The sequence below is a fragment of the Brasilonema sennae CENA114 genome (assembly GCF_006968745.1).
GTDB lineage: Bacteria > Cyanobacteriota > Cyanobacteriia > Cyanobacteriales > Nostocaceae > Brasilonema > Brasilonema sennae.
The window spans coordinates 7,159,205-7,179,036 of record NZ_CP030118.1 but is presented as its reverse complement, the minus strand read 5'-3'; the positions used below and the strand labels follow the sequence as shown (position 1 = coordinate 7,179,036).

The following is a 19,832-nucleotide window of genomic DNA, read 5'->3' as shown; positions in this document are numbered from 1 at the left end:
TTTTGTAAGGTGGGCACTGCTTACCGTTCCCTCAAAACCTTCTTTCTAGATTGTGAGCAGTGCCCACCGTACGGCTACTATGGCTATTAGCTCAAAGTTGCTGGCGACCATTAAAATAGCGCTGAACACACTTACTCACAACAGGCTGGAGGGTGAACAAGACTTTGCCATCTTGTTTGCATTTCTCTATGAACGATCGCTGGCATAAAGAATACAACTGTTGCAGAAATTCTCCAGTTGATATCTCAGATGACATCCGCGATCGCACCGTGTCAGAGTCAAGCCATATCGCTTCACTAGCAAGACAGCATAAAATTTCTTTTTCCCATTCAGGTAGTCTTTCGAGCCGTTGTCTAAGCAGCATTTCAATCGGCGGCGGTACCACAATTGTATTTATTCTTAAAAACTCGGTGACACTACCATCAAATAACTCTTGAATCATTTTAGAGATGTGGATCAACGCCAGAGGATTACCGCGATACATATTGATTAGCCTTGTTGCATCTTCGGCTGCAAACTTTAGATTCTCTGTCCTAAAGATTTCTGTAGCTGCTACCTCGTCTAAACCTTCCAGCTTCCGTAACTTCACCGTTGTTCCTTCACACGAGGTCAGTGTTTCTGGTCTTTCTTGGCTGGTGAGCACCAGACAACTTTTATGGTTTTGTTGTGCAATTCGCTGCAGCAATTCACCGTATTTTTCATATCCAGGTTGATAACGTCCCGCGCCATCACCCCCCAAAACTGTCTCCCAATTATCGAGAATTAATAAAACCCGATGCTGACGCAGAACTTTGAGCAACTTTGAGATCAGATCATCCACGTTGTTAGATGAATCGGTGCTTTGTTCATCAGACAGGAAACTAATGATATTTAGCAGAATTTCTGATAATGGTGGAGGCTTATCGGGTAGCGCTCGCCAAACTAGATACTCAAACTCATCCTGAATTTGCTCTGCAATTCTTACAGCTATCGTGGTTTTACCAATTCCTGCCATCCCTATTATTGCTACCACACGGCAGCGATCGCTCACAATCCATCGATTAAGCGTTTCTAGTTCTGTATTACGTCCATGAAAAACTGAAACTTCAGGCGCTTCACCCCAATCTACTATTTGCTGTGCTGGTGGTTCAGTCGTTTTATATCCTGCTGCTTCCAACCAGTTAGCAATATCTCCCCAGTGTCTGAGTGTCTTTTCTTCTCGATTTGTCAATTTTTCCGTATAGCGGTATAAAGTACGACTCAAGTCAACAACAATTCCACTTCTATCCTTATTGAGCCTGTTAGCAATGTCCTCTGGATGATAACGGCAGAGTAATCCCCGTAGGTGAGTTTTTTCGACTTCTGTCAGCCCTGGTTTTGCCCGTGGGGGTGCGACTTGTCGCTTTGCATCTGCCAGATCTATATACAACCTTTCTAAATCCCAGTTATTTGCCGCTTCGGAAAACGGCTCTTGAGTAGATACCATGACTGGAAATTGTCATTATTCTGTTCGTTAATTTTAACCTAACCAAAATCCCTAATCTTCCTTAGATGAATCCTAACTTTGACTCCACGTACTATCTTTTCAGATTCAATCAAGAGTCTACAAACTAACGAATTAGTTTTCTGTATCTACCATGAACAAAGATTTACAACAAGACAAAGCTATCAGACATCTAGCATGCAACCCATCACACACACAGGCTTGGGACGAAAATCACCAATCGACGACAGTTGCAGAAGAGTCCCAGAAATTACTGCTAAATAAAAAAGATGAGTATCTTAAAGAACTTGCGAAGATAGCTCAGCAGTATCCACCGTTAAGTCGTGAACGACAGCTAGCTCTGACAAGACTAGTAAATGGTATTATGCAATATGGTAAACTTTTCCATCCGCAAAGAAGTCAATTCTCAGCAGCTATTTATCAAGAGATTTATGAGGAAGCACACCAAGAACTCTTGCTGTATATCTGTCAAAATATTAACAAGTATGATCCTGAGCGTGGTTCAGTCATGACATGGGTCAATTTTCTTTTCTCGCGGCGATTTTTTCAGGAAGCTATCCGCAAAATATTCTATCAACAAAGAGTACCACAAATTCTTGTTACAGACTCATATAATTTTGTCGAACCTGAATCAGAACCAGACATCACAGAAAGACTTAAGGAATATATAAACTCTGATCCAGAAAACCTTTTTAAACGAAAACGTATGGCAAAATGTCCTGTCGTTAACTTTCAAGCCTTGGCGCAGCGACGAATTTCCGGAAAAACCTGGAAGAAGATTTCAGCAGAATTTGGTGTCAAGATTCCAACAATTAGTATTTTTTATTATCGATCCATAAAGAAGTTTTCTTCACAGTTAAAGGAGTATTGTATGAAAGATGTGATTTAAGCAAGAAACTCATGACTACGATCCTACACATTACTCAACGAGAACAATGGGAACAAGCCAAACTCGTTGGAACATATCAAGGTGATACCCTTGACTCTGAAGGCTTTATCCACTGTTCAACGCCAACACAAATTATAAAAGTCGCAAACACATTTTTTCCCAATAAAAAAGGATTGGTACTCCTTTTGATCAACTCTGATAAAGTTCACGCTGCAATTCGCTATGAAGGTGTCGAGGAAGAACTGTTTCCTCATATCTATGGTGCTTTGAATGTTGATGCTGTGTTCAAGGTGATCGATTTTGAACCAGGTGAAGATGGCTTGTTTAGATTGCCAAAAAATATTTGAATGGAATAAACCGCCAAGGACCCCAAGGAAGAGAGGAGGAGAGATGGAAGGTAAGGGGTTGAATGTAGGGGAGTATGTGGATTTGATGGCTTTGTTGTTAGATTTGGAATTAAGGGATGAGTATCGAGATGGGGTAATAGCGAATTTTGAGAGAATTATGGCGATCGCTCAAGTTGTAAATGAGTTTCCCTTACCTGAGACAATTGAAGCAGCTTCTATTTTTGAGCCATGAGTTTAGAACAAGCTGATGCTGTTGCGATCGCGGCTGCTGTGCGAGAAGGTAAAGTGAGTGCGGTGGAAGTTACCAAAGCTGCTTTACAAAGAATTGCCGCGCGGGATAATGAACTCAATTGTTTTACAACCATCACTGCTGATACTGCTTCGCGAGATGCAGAACGAATTGATAGAGAAATTGCCCAAGGTAAAAATCCTGGTTGTTTGGCTGGTGTGCCTTTCGCTGTCAAAAATCTTTTTGATATCGCTGGCTTAACGACTCTTGCTGGTGCAAAAATCAACGCGGAAAATCCTCCAGCAACTCAGGATGCAACAGCGATCGCCAGGTTGAAGCAAGCGGGTGCCGTACTTGTAGGCGCTTTGAATATGGATGAGTACGCCTATGGATTTGTGACGGAAAATTTCCATTATGGTACTACACATAATCCGCATGATTTAAAGCGGATAGCTGGTGGTTCATCGGGTGGATCGGCGGCGGCGATCGCAGCTAATTTAGTTCCACTGACATTGGGTTCTGATACGAATGGTTCCATCCGCGTTCCTGGAGCTTTGTGTGGTGTTTATGGTTTGAAGCCGACTTATGGACGGTTGTCACGTGCTGGAGTAGCATTATTTTCCAATAGTTTAGACCACATTGGACCATTTGCGCGTTCGGTGCGGGATATTACAACGGCGTTTGATGTGCTTCAGGGGGAAGATGAGAGAGATCCAGTTTGTACAAAGCGTCTTCAATCGCAGATGTTGGATGCAATGTCAAGACAAAGTATAGAAAATTTAAGAATTGCTATTGCAGGTGATTATTTTGAAAAAGGTGCAAGTCCTGAAGCATTAGAAGCAGTCCAAAATATTGCTGATGCTTTGGGTGTTACCCAGTATGTCACAATTCCTGAAGCGCATCGCGCCCGTGCAGCAGCGTTTGTGATCACAGCTTGTGAGGGGGCAAATTTGCATTTGGAGAAATTGCGATTGCGTCCTCAAGATTTTGATCCAGCAACACGCGATCGCTTTCTCGCAGGTGCTTTGATACCTAGTAGCTGGTACATTCAAGCGCAGCGCTTTCGTCGATGGTACAGAGATAAAGTTAGAGAAATCTTTCAAAAGGTAGATGTCATTCTTGCTCCAACTACACCTATTTCTGCACCGTTCATTGGTCAAGAAACCATGATTTTAGATGGAGAAGAAATTCTTGTCCGTCCTCATTTGGGATTGTTCACTCAACCATTATCTTTCATCGGCTTACCTGTTTTATCAGTTCCAATTGTGCGCCCAAATGCTCTACCTTTGGGTATACAATTGATAGCTGCACCTTATAATGAAGCGCTAATTTTACGAGTAGCATCCGTACTAGAAGCCAAGGGTGTACTATGTGTGTGATTCAATGGCATCATCAAAAGAGTTATTGTTTTCTAACTCTGCCTGTTCCCTTTTTCTGAGATACTCTCTACCTTGCTCTGTAATTTGTAAATAATCTTTCAAGTTCCCATTTTCTGGCATTGAGGAAATTGTTTTGTTGGGTAAATTTTCAATAAAACCTAATGCACGTAAATGCCGCAATTCCTGTACAAAAGGACGCTGCTTTTTATAAGAAAATGGTTCATCACTTCCTAACTTACGGAGATGTTTTAATTCATAGCTACCAAGCAGACTACTAACAAGGAGTTGGTTTTGATTTTTACTCTTAGCCATTTCCTGTTCTACGGAAGTGAGACGTTGGACTATATTTGTAGTTGCTTCAATATTTGCTTTATTGGTTTCAATCTTAACTTGTTGGCTGTCTTGCTCAGCTTTTATTTTGTCAAGATCTAATGTAATTCCATCTTTGGTGATAACTAACTTGACTAATCTTTCCAAAAGTTCTGAATTCACCAATAAGATAATAGCAAATATTACTACATCTGCCGTCTCTAACTTTTGCTTTACCCACCCAAGTGGAATCGCTATAAAATAAAGTAAACTAAGAAAACTAAGAATTTTTAAAAACCAAAAATTAAGTTTATTTTGATTGTTAGGTTTCTGGTTTGTCCCATTCATACACTGCTCACCTTAAATACTGTTCTCGCCAATGTTACTTTCTAATACAAAGGTTTGACTAGGGATTCCAGAATCAAAGGACTGATTGCTAATACGATAACTTTGCCAAGATACAAAAATTTTTAAGGTAAGCAATACAATATTTACTATTTCTGTACGCCTTGTGCTCCTAAAACGGTTTGATGGGTGGACAATACCCACCCTACAACTCATATAAATCTTTCAATTTATAGTTTCTGTTATAGCAGTTGCCAGGTAGATTAGGACATCAACTAATGAGAAAACACGGAAACCACGGGACAATTCCCAGCCTGCTCCCTGCTCCCTGCTATACTATTTGGGTGACAAGCTTAAACCTCCACCCAAATCACTCGAAGCTAGCAAACCAAGAAGTTAAGATAGTTGAGGTTATCAAGATAAAATCGCGGAATGATAGAAACTCAAGCGCCATTAGCTACTCCACCAAACCATGCTTAATCGCAAAACGTACCAGTTCTGCTCGGTTACTAGTGAAAGTTTTTCTTAATAAACTGCTGACGTACTTTTCCACAGTTCTTGAACTCAGATGCAATTCCTGGCCGATTTCAGCATTAGAAAGACCATGAGTCAATAGTTCCAGAACTTGTTGTTCTCTGGGAGTTAACTCAGAGAACATTTCGGGTTTTTGAATACCAGTCAGATCAGAGTTATTGGTGTCCGGCGATTTTGTGGGAGTATGAGTGACTAAATTTTCTTGATGATAAAAACCGTACTCTGATTGAATAATTTGCGATCGCTCTAAAAGATTGCGAATTGCTGCAGCCAACTCTTCTAGCTCAAAAGGTTTAGGCAAGTATAAATCGCATCCCGATTGATAGCCTAGAATTCTTTCCTGAGTCTTGGTTCTGGCTGTTAGTAATATTACAGGTAACAATCGGAAACCTGGTTGTTGACGCACTCGCCTCACTAAGTCATATCCATTCATTCGTGGCATGATGATGTCAGTGACAATCAAGTCAGGATGATGCTCCTCCACGATTGTCAAAGCCTCTTGACCATCATCGGCTGTCATTACTGAGTAGCCAGACAGTTCAAGGTAATCGCTGATAGATAGACGAGTGCCCAAGTCATCATCTACTATGAGGATCGTCAAGGGCATGGACAGTAGATCCCTAAGAATTTTTTGCCTTGAGTTTGTTTTTATAAGCACTATAAGTAAACACAGGTAATAATAGTACTCTTATTTCTCATACTATGACAGGATTACCAATAGATAACTACCATTAAGTTGATTTATAAAGTTAATATTAAATCCATCTTAAGGTTAACAAGTTAAAGTCATCATCTACTAACTACTTGAAATATTACATTTTGCTGTATTATTTGTTACATTTGGATGACAGAGTTGAAAAATTTAGACATGGTAAGGTTAATCAACTATTGAACCCGACAAGAACGTAAGAAAATCTATTTCTAAGTGCTTTGAATGTTGTAGATAAGAGGAAGTTCCATTTTTTGATTTATTCCTTGCGTGTAAACAAAGCAATGACTTATATCTCTCTACAATTTACTCACGACATCTATAATTGAATTTGATTTGTCATTCAAAGCACACTTGGACTAGAGATTATGACAGGAAAAGGACAGGGATTTGGCTTTGGCTTGGGAAAAATGAGAGAATTGGCTGATGCCTTTAAAAAAGCGCAGCAAGTTCAAGAAGGCGCAAAGCGACTCCAAGAAGAATTGGAACAAATGGAAATTCAAGGAGAAGCTGGCGGTGGTTTAGTCAAGGTTGTTGTTAGCGGTAACCAAGAACCGAAGCGAGTGGAAATCTCTCCAAACGCAGTACAGGAAGGAGCAGATGTCCTTTGCGATCTTGTAACAGCAGCAATGAAAGACGCTTACAACAAATCAACTGCAACAATGCGCGAACGTATGGAAGAATTAACTAGTGGGCTAGAACTTCCAGGATTGTAGTCATCAGTGAGCATAAGCTTTGCTGAGAACTTCCGAATAGAGGCGAGTAACCCCAGAGCGCAGCCTCTTGTGGAGGAGATAAGCGAAGGGTCATGAGTTATTTGTCATTAGCATAACACTAATGACAAAAACAAATAACAGTGAATATTTATGCCCTACAAGCTGCTGTTTGTCTGCTTAGGAAACATCTGCCGCTCGCCAGCGGCAGAAAATATAATGAACCATCTGATCGAGCAGGCTGGGTTGAGTGAGCGCATTGTTTGTGACTCTGCTGGAACATCAAGTTATCACACCGGTAGTCCACCTGATTCACGCATGAGTTTTGCTGCACGACAAAAGCTGCAAATTAAACTGCTCGGAAAAGCACGCCAATTTCAAAAGTCTGATTTTGAAAACTTTGATTTGATTTTGGCGATGGATCAAGATAACTATGAGGACATCCTTTCTCTTGACCCAGCTAGAAAATATCGCCACAAAGTACACTTAATATGTGACTTTTGCTCTAGGCACAACCTTAAAGAAGTTCCAGATCCATACTACGGTGGTCCAGAGGGATTTAATCGGGTAATTGACTTACTTGTCGATGCTTGTGAAGGTCTACTGAAGGATCTTCCTAGTCAAGATTCTGGCTTGTAATACAAATGTAGTTAAATAAAGAAGTCAGAATTCTGAATCTATCTCGTTGGGGGTTTGAATCCCGCGATCGTAAGTGATTCTGACCGGAGGCGGAGCTATCCAGCGCTCCGCTCCAGGATTCTTTTTCAATGACCCACTTATTCTCCAATACATACACGGAGGTAGGTGGGCTTACTAGTTATTGTTAAACAATTTTAATTACTTGCCTTTATAGCGTTAACTTTAGTACCTCTGGTCTAGTAAGGTAACTATAAAGGATATATTATACAGGCATGAACACGCAACTACCACTACAAAGTTATGATTTCATGATAAAAACATACAATTAGAAATGTTTAGTATAAATATATTTTTCTAAAAAAACTTATGTTTTAAAAACTAAGCAGAGTCATCGTAAATACTTTTGCTGTTCATATAATCTGTATAGTCATAGCAATAAAGAAAGATCAAGGAAAAAATGCTATGGAAATTTACTGTACTCGTCCACACTGTCCAAAATCGCTCAATTCTTTTCCCGATATAAATGAACCTCTAGACCTGAAAAACGTTCGACAAAAATATTGCATAACTTGCGGAATGCCACTCTTTTTAGATGGTCGATATGTGCCGTTGAACGAGTTAAGAAAGGGTGGGTTTGGAGCGGCATTTCTGGCATACGATCGCCGAACTCCAGCCATGCGAAAATGCGTCGTCAAACAGTTGCAACCATCTGCTAGCCTTAATGAAGAACAGATACAAAAGACGACACAGTTATTTCATCGTGAGGCAGAAGTTTTAGAAACATTAGGCACACATCCGCAAATTCCCGAGCTTTTTGCGTTTATTAATTTACGAGTTCCAAGTCGGGAAGGGCAAAAAACTCAGGAGTTGTTTTACTTAGTGCAGCAATATATCGACGGTGAGGATCTAGAGCAGGAACTCAACCGCAAGGGTATGTTTTCTGAAGCAGAAGTTTTAGAAGTTTTACAAAAAATCCTCCCGGTTTTAGAGTTTGTCCATAGTCATCACTCTATTCACCGGGATATTAAGCCTTCTAACATTATGCGTGCTCGTAATGGATCATTATATCTTATAGATTTCGGTGCAGTTAAGCAGGTAGTCAAAGCAACTCCTGAACAGCAAGGATCAAACTCGACAAACGGTATACATTCTGGCATGTTAACAGGTATTTATACAGCAGGCTTCGCACCATCAGAACAGACGGCTTGTCTTGCTGTGTATCCTTCAACAGATTTATATGCTCTAGGAGCTACCTGTGTGTGTTTGCTAACTGGTCAAAAGCAGGTCAAACATTTTATTGACCCTAACACGAAAACTTGGTTCTGGCGCTCACCTAAAGTTAAAGTTAGCGATCGCCTTGCCAATGTTTTAAATCGAATGCTCAAAGATAAGCCAAAAGAGCGGTATCAATCAGCAACGCAAGTTCTTAATACTTTGCAGCCAACCTCGAATATTACTTCAACATTTCTAAACAATTTGGAGTGGTTGGTAGAACCCTTTTTGATTGGGTTTGAAATTGCACTACTTGCAATAGCTTTTAATAAACTCCCAACATTCATGAATGGTGTTTTAGTAAGTATAACTTTGGCTAGCTTTATCTATGCTCAACATCGCCAAATTTTAACTAGACATCATTTATCAATTATTACTGGAAGTACACTCGTTGTTGTGCTTTTATTACTATCGGACTTGCCTGCTCGATTAGAAATTCCTTTTTTGAGTTTCATTTTGCAAAATACTCCAATATACGTCATATTATTTGCTACATTTTCTGGTATTTTTGCTATCACTTTATTAGGTTTATCTCAACTCATTTACCAGCTACTTGCCCGCAGGATATAAATATTTCAAGCCTGGTCGTTTTTTTATAGGGTGTGTATTCATGTTGGAAAGAAAAGATTCTCTGCGCCGCTTTGTTGCAGTCATTATTACTTTTATCATTTTAAGCTTATAGAGCATCAACCAAAAGATCACAAAGATGATTAATGACGGGTGTATTCACTACATAAGCTAAAATACATTAAGACTCTGTTTTATATGTTTAAATGTTGATTTAGTTAAAGGGGAATTAGCATCTACTCTCTTAATATAAATTAACAAAGCAAATGCAATGAAAAAGTGGAAGAATCAATTATTGCTATCCTTAACAGGAGCTTGTTTGGCAGTTGGATATTCAAGTTTATTAGCGACAGGAAATGATCAGCAGAGTCAACTAATCTTGAAAAAGAACTTGTTAGCACAATCAGAAATCAATCCAAATGTCAATGAGTATCTTGAAAAGAACAAACCGGAAAGTTATAAGACTCTTAAAAAGAAGCTAGATGAAGCGATTCAGGATGCAAAAAGACCAAGCCAGGATAAAGTGGTAAACAATCTTTGGAGATTGTCAATAAGCAATTCTAAAATCAAGACGAGGATAAAGAACGGTAAAACAGAATTTTTAATGGTGAGTTGGAAATATATAAAAAACCCAAACGAGGATTGGAAGCCTGGTTTGAAACAAATAGAAAACCAGACTTGGTTAACAGCATCTACTCAAGTCAAAGATTTTTGTCATACCTGTAAAGGTTTAGGTATGAAGATTTCTGGTGATATTATGCTTTCGCTAAGATTGCAGCAGTATTTGGGTTTAATTTTGAATAAAAACTCCAATAAGACGCATTTTGTAGAAATGTGGGTGAAAGCTGAAGATTTAAGTAGACCATGTCTTAATTCAAAAATTAATAATTCTAGTTGTCAAGTTTTTGCTGTACCTCCTATTAATAATCCTGTGTTGCAAAAAATATACAAAAATTCCTTTGAAGGTGAAGAACATTATCCTTGGACAGGTTTGGGTTACACATATGATTGGGGAAATCCTCAAAAACCTCATGTTGGGGCAAGCGAATTTATTATTAATGCAACTGTTACCAGCCCCATAACTGTAGAAGTTGTTTCTATAACAGCTACAAAAGAGTATTGTAAGAATAAATATTTAACTGCATCTCATTAACAGGACTTACGCAAAAATAATGTAGTTGTGTCATTGCGACGTAAGGAAGCAATCTCAGAGTCTTGTTCTTTCCTAAGTTGTGCCTAGGTGCTAATTAACAGAAAATACAGATTTTTCTAAATCCTTTGTAATACCACTAATCTATTTTGCAAGAGGTAGACAAATGCACACAGACGAATTACGTGTTTTTGTCTGCGTGCATCTGCGGTTCCAAATATCCTCAAATCACATTTTTGCAATAATGCAAGAAATCTGTTCCTTAAGCACCTTCGCGCAGTTTATCCAAAACCCCCCTATCCTCTAAAGTAGACGTATCACCCGAAACTTCTTGCCCAGCAGCCAGATTCCGCAACAAGCGGCGCATAATCTTACCAGAACGAGTTTTGGGCAAAGCATCGGTAAAGCGAATTTCTCCAGGGCGGGCGATCGCCCCAATTTCCTTTACAACGTGTTGCTTGAGTTCTTTACTCAGTTCTTCACTAGGATTGCGATCGCCTTCTAAAGTCACAAAAGCTACTATGTCTTCTCCTTTGAGGTCATCTGGCTTACCGACCACAGCAGCTTCAGCTACTGCTGGATGAGACACAAGGGCTGATTCTACTTCCATTGTACCGAGACGGTGACCTGATATATTAATAACATCATCAACACGCCCCATAACCCAGAAGTAACCGTCTTGATCGCGTCTTGCTCCATCTCCAGCAAAGTAGACATATTGCCCATCTTTCGGGGGGATGTGTTCCCAGTAAGTGCGGCGGAACCGGTCAGGATCACCGTATACTGTTCGCATCATACCAGGCCAAGGATGCCGCACGATAAGGTAACCGCCTTCATTGTCACCTACAGAATTACCTTCTAAATCCGCCACATCGGCTAGGATTCCAGGGAAAGGACGAGTTGCAGAACCGGGTTTTGTGGAAATTGCTCCTGGTAACGGTGTAATCATGATACCGCCAGTTTCCGTTTGCCACCAAGTATCAACAATCGGACAGCGTTCACCACCAATCACTTTGTGATACCACATCCAAGCTTCTGGGTTAATTGGTTCGCCTACGGTTCCTAGCAAACGTAAAGAAGACAGATTTCGCGCTTTCGGCAGGTGTTCGCCCATCTTGATAAAGGCACGAATTGCAGTTGGCGCAGTATAAAATATATTGACGCCGTATTTCTCAATAATGTCCCAGGTACAGCCTGGGTTAGAGGCACGAGCCGCACCTTCATACATCACCGTTGTTGCACCATTAGAAAGAGGACCATAAACAATGTAGCTATGTCCCGTAATCCAACCTACGTCAGCAGTACACCAATATACATCTGTGTCTTGTAGGTCAAAAATCCATTTGGTGGTCATGTGAGCGTATAAGTTATAACCAGCTGTTGTGTGTACAACACCTTTCGGTTTGCCAGTGCTGCCGGAAGTGTAGAGAATGAACAGCATATCTTCACTGTCCATTGGTTCGGCGGGACAATCAGCAGAGACATTCTTTTGCAAATCATGCCACCATTGATCACGTCCTGATTCCATGTGAATTTCTTGACGTGTACGCTGGACTACCACAACGTTTTCGACACTGGGAACAGCGCCATCAGCCAAAGCTTTGTCTACTTGTTCTTTGAGAGGGACGATCGCATCCTTACGCCAACCACCATCAGCAGTGACGACGAGTTTTGCTTGAGCATCTATAAGTCTGTCGCGCAAAGCTTCTGCACTAAAACCACCAAAAACAACACTGTGAGGTGCGCCGATTCTGGCACAGGCTAACATGGCGATCGCCGCTTCCGGAATCATTGGCATATAAATGCCAACCGTATCTCCTTTTTTGACTCCCAGTTGCTTGAGTGTATTCGCAAACTGACAAACTTCCCGATGAAGTTGAGCATAAGTGAGAGTACGCGAGTCACCTGGTTCTCCTTCCCAAATAATCGCAGCTTTATTTTTACGCCATGTGGTGAGGTGTCTGTCAAGACAGTTGTAAGAAATATTAATCTTACCATTGACAAACCACTTAGCAAACGGCGGTTGCCAGTCTAGAATTGTGTCCCACTTTTGGAACCAGTGCAACTCTTGTTCTGCTAACTCCGCCCAGAATTCTTGGGGATTAGCTTTTGCTTTGTCGTAAAGTTGCTGGTATTCTTCCAAGCTTTTGATTTGGGCTTTTTGGGAAAATTCAGGGCTGGGATGAAATAGACGCTTTTCTTGAAGGATTGATTCTATCGTTACTTGGGACATGATTGTTTTTGTAATTGGTGATGTGACTGAATACTACTGAAAACTATTGTGTACGCAGATTTACGAGAAAGTGTTTTGATTTTCGTTAAGATATGGGGCAATTGCAAAATAACTTTATATATAGCCACAAAAAGTGGGCGTTGAGAACCTATTTGACAACACGCTAAACAAAATTCATTACAAGCTTACAATAACCTTATGGAGGCACAACCCAAAGAAATTAAGAACTACATCACAGCAGACGGCAGAGAACCTTTTGCAGTGTGGTTAGATTCTATGCGGGATCTTAGAGCCAAAGTCAAAATAGAAAAGAGGCTTCAGCAGACGGCAGAGAACCTTTTGCAGTGTGGTTAGATTCTATGCGGGATCTTAGAGCCAAAGTCAAAATAGAAAAGAGGCTTCAGCAGACGGCAGAGAACCTTTTGCAGTGTGGTTAGATTCTATGCGGGATCTTAGAGCCAAAGTCAAAATAGAAAAGAGGCTTCAGCAGACGGCAGAGAACCTTTTGCAGTGTGGTTAGATTCTATGCGGGATCTTAGAGCCAAAGTCAAAATAGAAAAGAGGCTTCAGCAGACGGCAGAGAACCTTTTGCAGTGTGGTTAGATTCTATGCGGGATCTTAGAGCCAAAGTCAAAATAGAAAAGAGGCTTCAGCAGACGGCAGAGAACCTTTTGCAGTGTGGTTAGATTCTATGCGGGATCTTAGAGCCAAAGTCAAAATAGAAAAGAGGCTTCAGCAGACGGCAGAGAACCTTTTGCAGTGTGGTTAGATTCTATGCGGGATCTTAGAGCCAAAGTCAAAATAGAAAAGAGGCTTCAGCAGACGGCAGAGAACCTTTTGCAGTGTGGTTAGATTCTATGCGGGATCTTAGAGCCAAAGTCAAAATAGAAAAGAGGCTTCAGCAGACGGCAGAGAACCTTTTGCAGTGTGGTTAGATTCTATGCGGGATCTTAGAGCCAAAGTCAAAATAGAAAAGAGGCAACAGCCAGGTTGCATTAGGTAATTTGGGTAACTATCGCTCAGTGGGACAAGGTGTTTGTGAACTTAAAATTAACTATGGTCCAGGATATCGCGTTTATTTTGGTCAAATAGGTTTAACAATAATACTCCTTTTGTGTGGTGGCGACAAAAGTACTCAAGAACAAGACATTCTTATAGCTACAGAATACTGGAGAGATTATGAAAGAAGTGAAAACACCAACAAGTAGAAATTACAAAGAATATTTAATTTCATCTCTCAAAGACTCAGAACATGCTGCTGCATATATTGCGGTTATGTTGGAATTAGATGAAGAAGGTTATGACTCCGAACTGCTACGTTCAGCACTGAAAGATGTTGTGAATGCGCGTGTGCTATCTGATAATCTCTCCGAAGCAGCCAAACAGCACTATGAAAAATTAGACAAGATACTCGCAGAAACTGGAGGTACTGAAATTCACACTCTAATTGAGTTTCTTGATGCACTAGGTTTTCGGATTGCCATTTCCCTCAAAGATTAATATCCAGTAGCCATGCCAATTACAGTAGAACCCAGCAGCTTATCCCTCAACGATGTTCATCGTCTGCTGAAATTGCAAGAAGAGCCTATCGGCTTATTCACAGACTTCCTAACTTTAGATCCTCTCACGGATTTTGAACCGCAGGATTTATTGAAAATTAGGAATGACTTACGGCGTTATCTCGCCGCAGGCAAAATCTCTGAAGGTTTGGTTAAATTTTTGACGCTAGCACCTTTGATGCGAGCGGCTGGATTCTACGATATTCCAATCCGCTTGACGATGGAAGATGTGATAGCGATCGCCATTGAAGATGAGGATACAAGCATCCGAGGACGGATGGATATTTTAGCAGTCAACAACGCTCAAGCCTTGACTGCGCCACCTTTTTGGATTTTAGTGATTGAGACGAAAAATAGTTCGGTAGATGTATTTGAGGGCTTACCGCAATTACTTACCTATGCTTTCAAGAGTTTAGAGCAACAAACATCAGTGTGGGGGCTAGTAACCAATGGACGTAATTATCTGTTTGTCTATTTGAGACAAGGTAATCCCCCAGTTTATCAGCTGATGCCAGAAGTGAGCCTGATTAATACTGATGAATCAATTCAGTTGTTGCAGGTTATGAAAGCGATTTGTCAGTTAGAGAATTTTCAAGGTGGTAAAAATGAATAGAAATTAACCGAGAACTGCGTCTTACAATTTTGAATTTTATATTCTATATTTTAAATTCTAGATTAGAAAGCTTTATAGAAATGAGCTTATGTCATAAATTATAACGACAAAAGCATCTTTCTGTAGATTTGAAACGACAACAAAATTGTCTGTTTTGGAATTAAATGAGCAATCTATATGTAAGGTAATATTCCTATGAATTGCATACACTTAAATCTAGATATTCTTTATTATCTAGATATTTTTGGATGTTTTGTAAAATTTGGCGTAAATATTCTATAACCTCTTTCTTGATTTCTAAGAGATCGTCTATAGTCTTGTCACGTCCTACTTCCTCAAATGACTTAATCCCATGTGCTAAATCATTTCTGATTTCTCTCACAACTAAAAGATTTTGCCCGTTCTTGGTTTGAGAGCAATCAGTACAATGTGAAAAACCATATTTATCTGCTATGTCTCTAATCACCTTTGCATCCACATTCCCTGAAAAAATTTTTTCCCGTTCAAATGTAGCTGTGATTATGTCGATAGAGATTTGAGTGATTTTTGAATGAAGATTTTTAGCAGAATCATTTTTAAAAAAATTTTGCACACTTTGAAGTATAGTTATTCTGATCTTAGGTTTTATTTTATCAAAACAAACTCCTGTACTACGAAATTCATCGTAGATTGCTTCAATAGCGTTTCGCATAGTAGATTCAACTAAGTTATAAAGCAATAAAAAACCATTTGCTTTGAGAGTTTTTACTAATTCTGAATCAAGGTTTTTTAATTGGTATTCACCATCACTGTCGAAAAAAGCTAACTTAGCTTTTTCTTTAATCAAGCTTTCTAAAAAAATGAAGTAACCGTCCACTTCTTGGACGCGAGTCTTAAAGTCTAAGAGTACAGTATTCACGATTTTACTAGTAGTTGTTCACGTACATATTCTATACGCCGAATTACTTTATTTTTTGAGCTACTAGCATCAGAACTTGTATATTTTTTATACTCTTCGGAATTTATCCATTCTGTTGATTTTGGTATTAAGTCTTTTTTTTCTCTTAATGCTAGAGTACTACCAGCTGCTAAAGATTCAAATTTAATGCGAGTAGTAGTTTTATCCAGTTTTTTTCCCTGTCGAAATCCATTGGGAAAATATTTTTCCACAAAATGTATCATCAATTCAAATTCCGTTCGCATGTCATCTGTATTTAGTTCTTTATCTTTGTTATATCTTTCCAGAAATTCATTGAGAAAGGAATTCACCTCACTTCCATACTTTTGATAGTTATTCAAAAAAGCAAAGAAACGCAAAATATATTCTTGAGGCTCACGGCTGTTAATAGCTTTATTAGAGAATAAGCATAAATGACGGAACTTAGAATTTTTGGATAATTCCTCAATCAGATCCAAGAATGGTCCACGTAAGATTCCTCTGCGCTTTTCCATCTTGTTAAGTTCAACGCTACCTGTGTTAATTCTTTCAAACAAATCCCTTCGCACTTCTTCATCTGCTTCTTCACTGAGTTGGATCATGCGAAGTGTGCTTCGTTTAAAGCGTCTCTGACGGGCGAGTGGTAAATCCTCAAAGGTAAAGCCATTAAGCTTTTTTAATTTCTCTAATTTATCTAAAGTCAGTTGATTGTTCAAAAATCTTGCTAAAGTGCGAATGCGTTGTGAACCATCTATAATTTCTAAACGTGCTTCATCTTGTTCATCACCACGGACATCAGCTACAAAAATGTATGGTATCGGCAAGCCTAGAAGTACAGACTCAATAAACTTTGATTGCCTGTCTTCATCCCAAGCCATTTCTCGTTGGTAGTCTGGTATAAACAGTTCATTGACATCCTCGTCTATTCCATCCATGTACTTCTGAACCAGAATTTCGATAGGATACTCTTTTGTGTCGTAATCAACTGGTTTTTGCTTTTCCCGGAGTTCTACTTCCGCAGCTTCTTGCCTCTGCTGCGTTATTTCTGGCTTTGAGCGCATATTTTATTAACCTTGGGTCATGAGTTTTGCTCTATGCTAGAGGAGTTTAACGCTTGGTGTGACTGATTTAGAGCATGAAAAGCTCACACAAAGCCGCAAATAAAATCCTGGTATGATAGCGCCCTAGTGTAACATCACGCACCCTCTTTTGGAAAGCTGCTGAGTTCCAAAGCGACATGCTGCTTTGTGAGTCCCGAACGCGAGTGCGTGTGCGGAGGATATAGGAACACGCTTTAGATTTATTTAACAAAACCTCATTGACACTTTTGAGCTGATGACAAAGTTTTCAACCCCACCTTTGCCGTTCCATACAGCCGACTAAACTCTTGCTCGTAATGCGCTGCTACGATGGGATTTTGTATAGCTATTAAAGTTTCATCGTTCAAATAGTTCCCGGCATTAGACCAGTTGTGACTACCAGTGATCACCAATGTGTCATCTAAGATTGCCATTTTACTATGAACTGCGCGATCGCCCATTAAACCAGTCGGAAAACCAACAGTAGTAATTGGATGCTTCCAAGGTTTCACTGTAATTAAGCTACGTTTCTTACCTAAACGAGGACAAACACCCATTGCATCGTATGCTTTGGAGTAAGTTTGTCTAAAAAAATCCGGATCTATCAAAACTTTTATATCTTCAACACCTTGATCATGCACACTACCAAGAGTGTCACTAATCTTTTGATCGGAAAAAACAAATACCGCAATATGTACGCTCTTTTTAGCTTGCTCTAAATAAGAGGCAATCATTCCATTACTAGTTCTTGTTATATCATCTTTTTTGCTTCTAGCTGGCGAAAAATTGACGGTGATAGTTCCTAGCCCAACTGGAATTGTTACAGGAGATCTTTGTGGCTTATAGGATTTGAATAATCCCTGCCACATATAGTTAAATTCATCAGTAAAAGTTTTGGCAAGTTGAAAGTTATTAGGAACAACAACCATATTGTTGGGATTACCACGGCTGTCAAGATTTCCAAAATCTCCATGCATATCGGATGTTGTCAGATTACCGCTAGAAATAATAGTTGTCGTTCCATCTACAACGACAAATTTATGATGCATAAGTCCACTGCCTTTTTTGGCATTGTTAGATCTATCATCTTTGATTTCAATTCCAGATGAGTGCAATATAGCCAAAGGATCAGCAGGATATCGCTTTAATTCTTCATACGCTTGCTTATCATGCCGATTCATCCGGGGAATTTCTGCTTGTGTATATTTATCTAAACTTTTATTGTACTTATTATCTATTAATACTCTCACTTTTACTCCGCGTTTGCGAGCAACTGTTAGCGCTTCAGCAACTTTCGGAAGCCGAAACTCCATCACTGCTAAATCCACAGTTGAGTTTGCTTGGTTTATCGCCTCGATAATTTGCTGTTCTAAATTGTCTCCCTTGCGGTTAAAGTGACGGTATGGATCTTCATAGGAAGACGCTAAATTTTGATTGAAATAGACTTTTACAGCAGAGTCTTGAGGTAAAGGTTGAACAAGTTTTGTCTTTGGTGAAAATTTGAGGACGTTAACTAAAACAATCCCGATAAGAAAGATAGGTAATATAAAGCTCGTCCTTCTAACAACTTTAAAATTTTGTTTATCAGAAGTCATCAAATCTAATAGGAGTTTCATTAAATAATAAAAAAGTGTAGCGCGTCGTTTTTACTCAGTTTTAAGATTGAGTGATATCTTTTACCAGTATTCTTTTAAAAAAAAGCCATAACAATACGGCTCTTACGGAAGTTAATTTGTTTTTATCACAAAAATTGCACCAAATTTAAAATGAACTACCTACACCCCGACACCAGGAGTGTAACTTTTGCTGCAAAGGCGTTTGCATTTTGTCTAGTGTTTCATCCCAGATTAAAACCATTAGTCTTAGTAATACTTTCACATTTTTAGTAAAAATACTCAAATCAGACTTTAGTTAGGTTCCGAAAGCATATATACTTAATAAACAATTAATAAGAAAAGTAAAGAAAAGTTAAAGATGAAAAGACACTATGTTTGCGCTTATCGTTGTCACAAATAGAAGCTCTTTACGTCGAGTCGAATTTAACTTTGTTAAGAGAAAAGCAGAGATAATCCACTATTTGTGGTTAAAAAAGTTCTGCCCTCAGGTTGGTATTCATCGCCCCAAATGTCATAACTTAATTTGTTGAATCGGTTATAAGGGCAAAAAATCCAGTTTTTTGCCTGACAGGTAACAGCTAGTTATTCGAGGATTTCTGGGCTAATTGCAGGAGACATGAACGCTTTGGAACTGGTAAAACGTTATATCGCAGGGCAGAGAGATTTTAGTCAAACTTTTCTTAAAGGAGCAAATTTAAGTGAGGTTTGTTTAACTCAAGCAAATCTCCGCGAATCGGATTTTACAGGTGCTGATTTGAGTTGGGCAATTCTCCATCGAACAGACTTAACCTGTGCTGACTTCACAGAAGCTAACCTTAACGCGGCAAACCTGATTGCAGCAATGCTATCAATGGCTGTGTTGATTAGAGCCGACTTGAGTAGAGCCAATCTTAGTAGAGCGATTTTATATCAAAGTAATCTTCAAGACGCAAACTTTACTAGAAGTAATCTGAGTTGGGCTAGCTTGGTTGAAGCTGATTTATCCAGAGCTGTTCTTCTAAAGACAGATTTAACTGGCGCTAATTTAACCAGAGCTAACCTGAAAGAAGCGCTCATGTTCAAAGTCAATTTAACAGGAGCAATCCTAACCGGGGCAATCATGCCCGACGGTACTATTCACGACTAGACTTACAGCTGGAAATTCACATAAGGGAAATTGCAAGTACAATTCTGCTATATAAAACCTAGACAAGTCTAGACATTTACTTCTTTCTTCATAGGGAGCATGGGAGCGGTTATCCCTCAGAAAGC

Annotated in this window: 19 protein-coding genes and 1 pseudogene; 13 read left to right on the top strand and 7 right to left on the bottom strand. The window is 39.5% G+C overall.

Going from position 1 to position 19,832, the window contains the following annotated elements; all coding sequences use genetic code 11:
- Positions 1–91: 91 nt before the first annotated feature.
- Positions 92–1,465, bottom strand: coding sequence for an NB-ARC domain-containing protein (locus DP114_RS29885; RefSeq protein WP_171977849.1), 1,374 nt, complete (start codon positions 1,463–1,465; stop codon positions 92–94).
- A 151-nt stretch (positions 1,466–1,616) separates the two neighbouring features.
- Between DP114_RS29885 and DP114_RS29880 the strand changes: the two genes are divergently transcribed.
- Genes DP114_RS29880 through DP114_RS29865 form a run of 4 tightly spaced genes read left to right on the top strand, consistent with a single transcriptional unit; the run spans position 1,617 to position 4,327 of the window.
- On the top strand, positions 1,617–2,372 hold the full coding sequence (locus tag DP114_RS29880) for a sigma-70 RNA polymerase sigma factor region 4 domain-containing protein (RefSeq protein WP_246162892.1): 756 nt from the start codon (positions 1,617–1,619) through the stop codon (positions 2,370–2,372).
- A gap of 11 nt (positions 2,373–2,383) precedes the next feature.
- Positions 2,384–2,719, top strand: coding sequence for a DUF952 domain-containing protein (locus DP114_RS29875; RefSeq protein WP_171977848.1), 336 nt, complete (start codon positions 2,384–2,386; stop codon positions 2,717–2,719).
- A 43-nt stretch (positions 2,720–2,762) separates the two neighbouring features.
- Positions 2,763–2,951, top strand: coding sequence for a DUF4089 domain-containing protein (locus DP114_RS29870; protein ID WP_171977847.1), 189 nt, complete (start codon positions 2,763–2,765; stop codon positions 2,949–2,951).
- Positions 2,948–4,327: an AtzE family amidohydrolase gene (locus DP114_RS29865; protein WP_171977846.1), complete on the top strand. Its 1,380-nt coding sequence runs from the start codon at positions 2,948–2,950 to the stop codon at positions 4,325–4,327. Before DP114_RS29870 ends, DP114_RS29865 begins: the two co-directional genes overlap by 4 nt.
- On the opposite strand, the gene DP114_RS29860 is transcribed toward DP114_RS29865, so the two are convergent.
- Both DP114_RS29860 and DP114_RS29855 read right to left on the bottom strand, forming a co-directional pair.
- Entirely contained in the window at positions 4,316–4,984 is a 669-nt protein-coding gene (locus DP114_RS29860; protein WP_169267064.1) for a hypothetical protein, read from the bottom strand. The two genes, DP114_RS29865 and DP114_RS29860, sit on opposite strands and share 12 nt — an antisense overlap.
- Before the next feature lie 454 nt (positions 4,985–5,438).
- Positions 5,439–6,122: a response regulator transcription factor gene (locus tag DP114_RS29855; protein WP_169267065.1), complete on the bottom strand. Its 684-nt coding sequence runs from the start codon at positions 6,120–6,122 to the stop codon at positions 5,439–5,441.
- Positions 6,123–6,592: 470 nt separating this feature from the next.
- Between DP114_RS29855 and DP114_RS29850 the strand changes: the two genes are divergently transcribed.
- The 4 genes from DP114_RS29850 to DP114_RS29835 all read left to right on the top strand — a co-directional run bounded on the left by DP114_RS29850 (position 6,593) and on the right by DP114_RS29835 (position 10,568).
- A complete protein-coding gene (locus DP114_RS29850) occupies positions 6,593–6,940 on the top strand; it encodes a YbaB/EbfC family nucleoid-associated protein (RefSeq protein WP_171977845.1) in 348 nt (115 codons plus the stop codon).
- A 150-nt stretch (positions 6,941–7,090) separates the two neighbouring features.
- Complete coding sequence (locus DP114_RS29845) at positions 7,091–7,576, top strand: low molecular weight protein-tyrosine-phosphatase (protein ID WP_171977844.1); 486 nt, start codon at positions 7,091–7,093, stop codon at positions 7,574–7,576.
- Positions 7,577–8,038: 462 nt separating this feature from the next.
- Positions 8,039–9,418 carry a serine/threonine-protein kinase gene (locus tag DP114_RS29840; protein ID WP_171977843.1) on the top strand — a complete coding sequence of 460 codons (1,380 nt, stop codon included), beginning with the start codon at positions 8,039–8,041 and terminating at the stop codon, positions 9,416–9,418.
- A gap of 268 nt (positions 9,419–9,686) precedes the next feature.
- Complete coding sequence (locus tag DP114_RS29835; protein WP_169267069.1) at positions 9,687–10,568, top strand: hypothetical protein; 882 nt, start codon at positions 9,687–9,689, stop codon at positions 10,566–10,568.
- Between the two features lie 259 nt (positions 10,569–10,827).
- Here DP114_RS29835 and acs read toward each other — a convergent pair whose 3' ends face one another.
- Positions 10,828–12,798: an acetate--CoA ligase gene (acs, locus tag DP114_RS29830; protein ID WP_171977842.1), complete on the bottom strand. Its 1,971-nt coding sequence runs from the start codon at positions 12,796–12,798 to the stop codon at positions 10,828–10,830.
- Between the two features lie 198 nt (positions 12,799–12,996).
- Between acs and DP114_RS29825 the strand changes: the two genes are divergently transcribed.
- From DP114_RS29825 to DP114_RS29810, 4 genes and pseudogenes are all read left to right on the top strand, one after another.
- Positions 12,997–13,152 (top strand): hypothetical protein, encoded by a 156-nt coding sequence (locus DP114_RS29825; RefSeq protein ID WP_172195341.1) that lies wholly within the window; start codon positions 12,997–12,999, stop codon positions 13,150–13,152.
- Between the two features lie 550 nt (positions 13,153–13,702).
- A pseudogene (locus tag DP114_RS36455) lies at positions 13,703–14,006 on the top strand (type II toxin-antitoxin system RelE/ParE family toxin); the annotation flags it as partial.
- The gene (locus tag DP114_RS29815; RefSeq protein WP_171977841.1) at positions 13,978–14,298 is read left to right on the top strand and encodes a helix-turn-helix domain-containing transcriptional regulator; all 321 of its coding nucleotides are present in this window, start codon (positions 13,978–13,980) and stop codon (positions 14,296–14,298) included. The pseudogene DP114_RS36455 and the gene DP114_RS29815, both read left to right, overlap by 29 nt.
- A 12-nt stretch (positions 14,299–14,310) precedes the next feature.
- Positions 14,311–14,970 (top strand): restriction endonuclease subunit R, encoded by a 660-nt coding sequence (locus DP114_RS29810; RefSeq protein WP_171977840.1) that lies wholly within the window; start codon positions 14,311–14,313, stop codon positions 14,968–14,970.
- A 193-nt stretch (positions 14,971–15,163) separates the two neighbouring features.
- On the opposite strand, the gene DP114_RS29805 is transcribed toward DP114_RS29810, so the two are convergent.
- The 3 genes from DP114_RS29805 to DP114_RS29795 all read right to left on the bottom strand — a co-directional run bounded on the left by DP114_RS29805 (position 15,164) and on the right by DP114_RS29795 (position 18,581).
- Positions 15,164–15,868 (bottom strand): MAE_28990/MAE_18760 family HEPN-like nuclease, encoded by a 705-nt coding sequence (locus DP114_RS29805; protein WP_246162890.1) that lies wholly within the window; start codon positions 15,866–15,868, stop codon positions 15,164–15,166.
- On the bottom strand, positions 15,865–16,947 hold the full coding sequence (locus tag DP114_RS29800) for a DUF262 domain-containing protein (protein ID WP_169267073.1): 1,083 nt from the start codon (positions 16,945–16,947) through the stop codon (positions 15,865–15,867). The genes DP114_RS29805 and DP114_RS29800 overlap by 4 nt, the downstream gene beginning before the upstream one ends.
- A 254-nt stretch (positions 16,948–17,201) precedes the next feature.
- Entirely contained in the window at positions 17,202–18,581 is a 1,380-nt protein-coding gene (locus tag DP114_RS29795; RefSeq protein WP_171977839.1) for a phospholipase D-like domain-containing protein, read from the bottom strand.
- 616 nt (positions 18,582–19,197) lie between these two features.
- Here DP114_RS29795 and DP114_RS29790 point away from each other — a divergent pair.
- Positions 19,198–19,707 (top strand): pentapeptide repeat-containing protein, encoded by a 510-nt coding sequence (locus DP114_RS29790; protein ID WP_169267075.1) that lies wholly within the window; start codon positions 19,198–19,200, stop codon positions 19,705–19,707.
- Positions 19,708–19,832 lie beyond the last annotated feature (125 nt).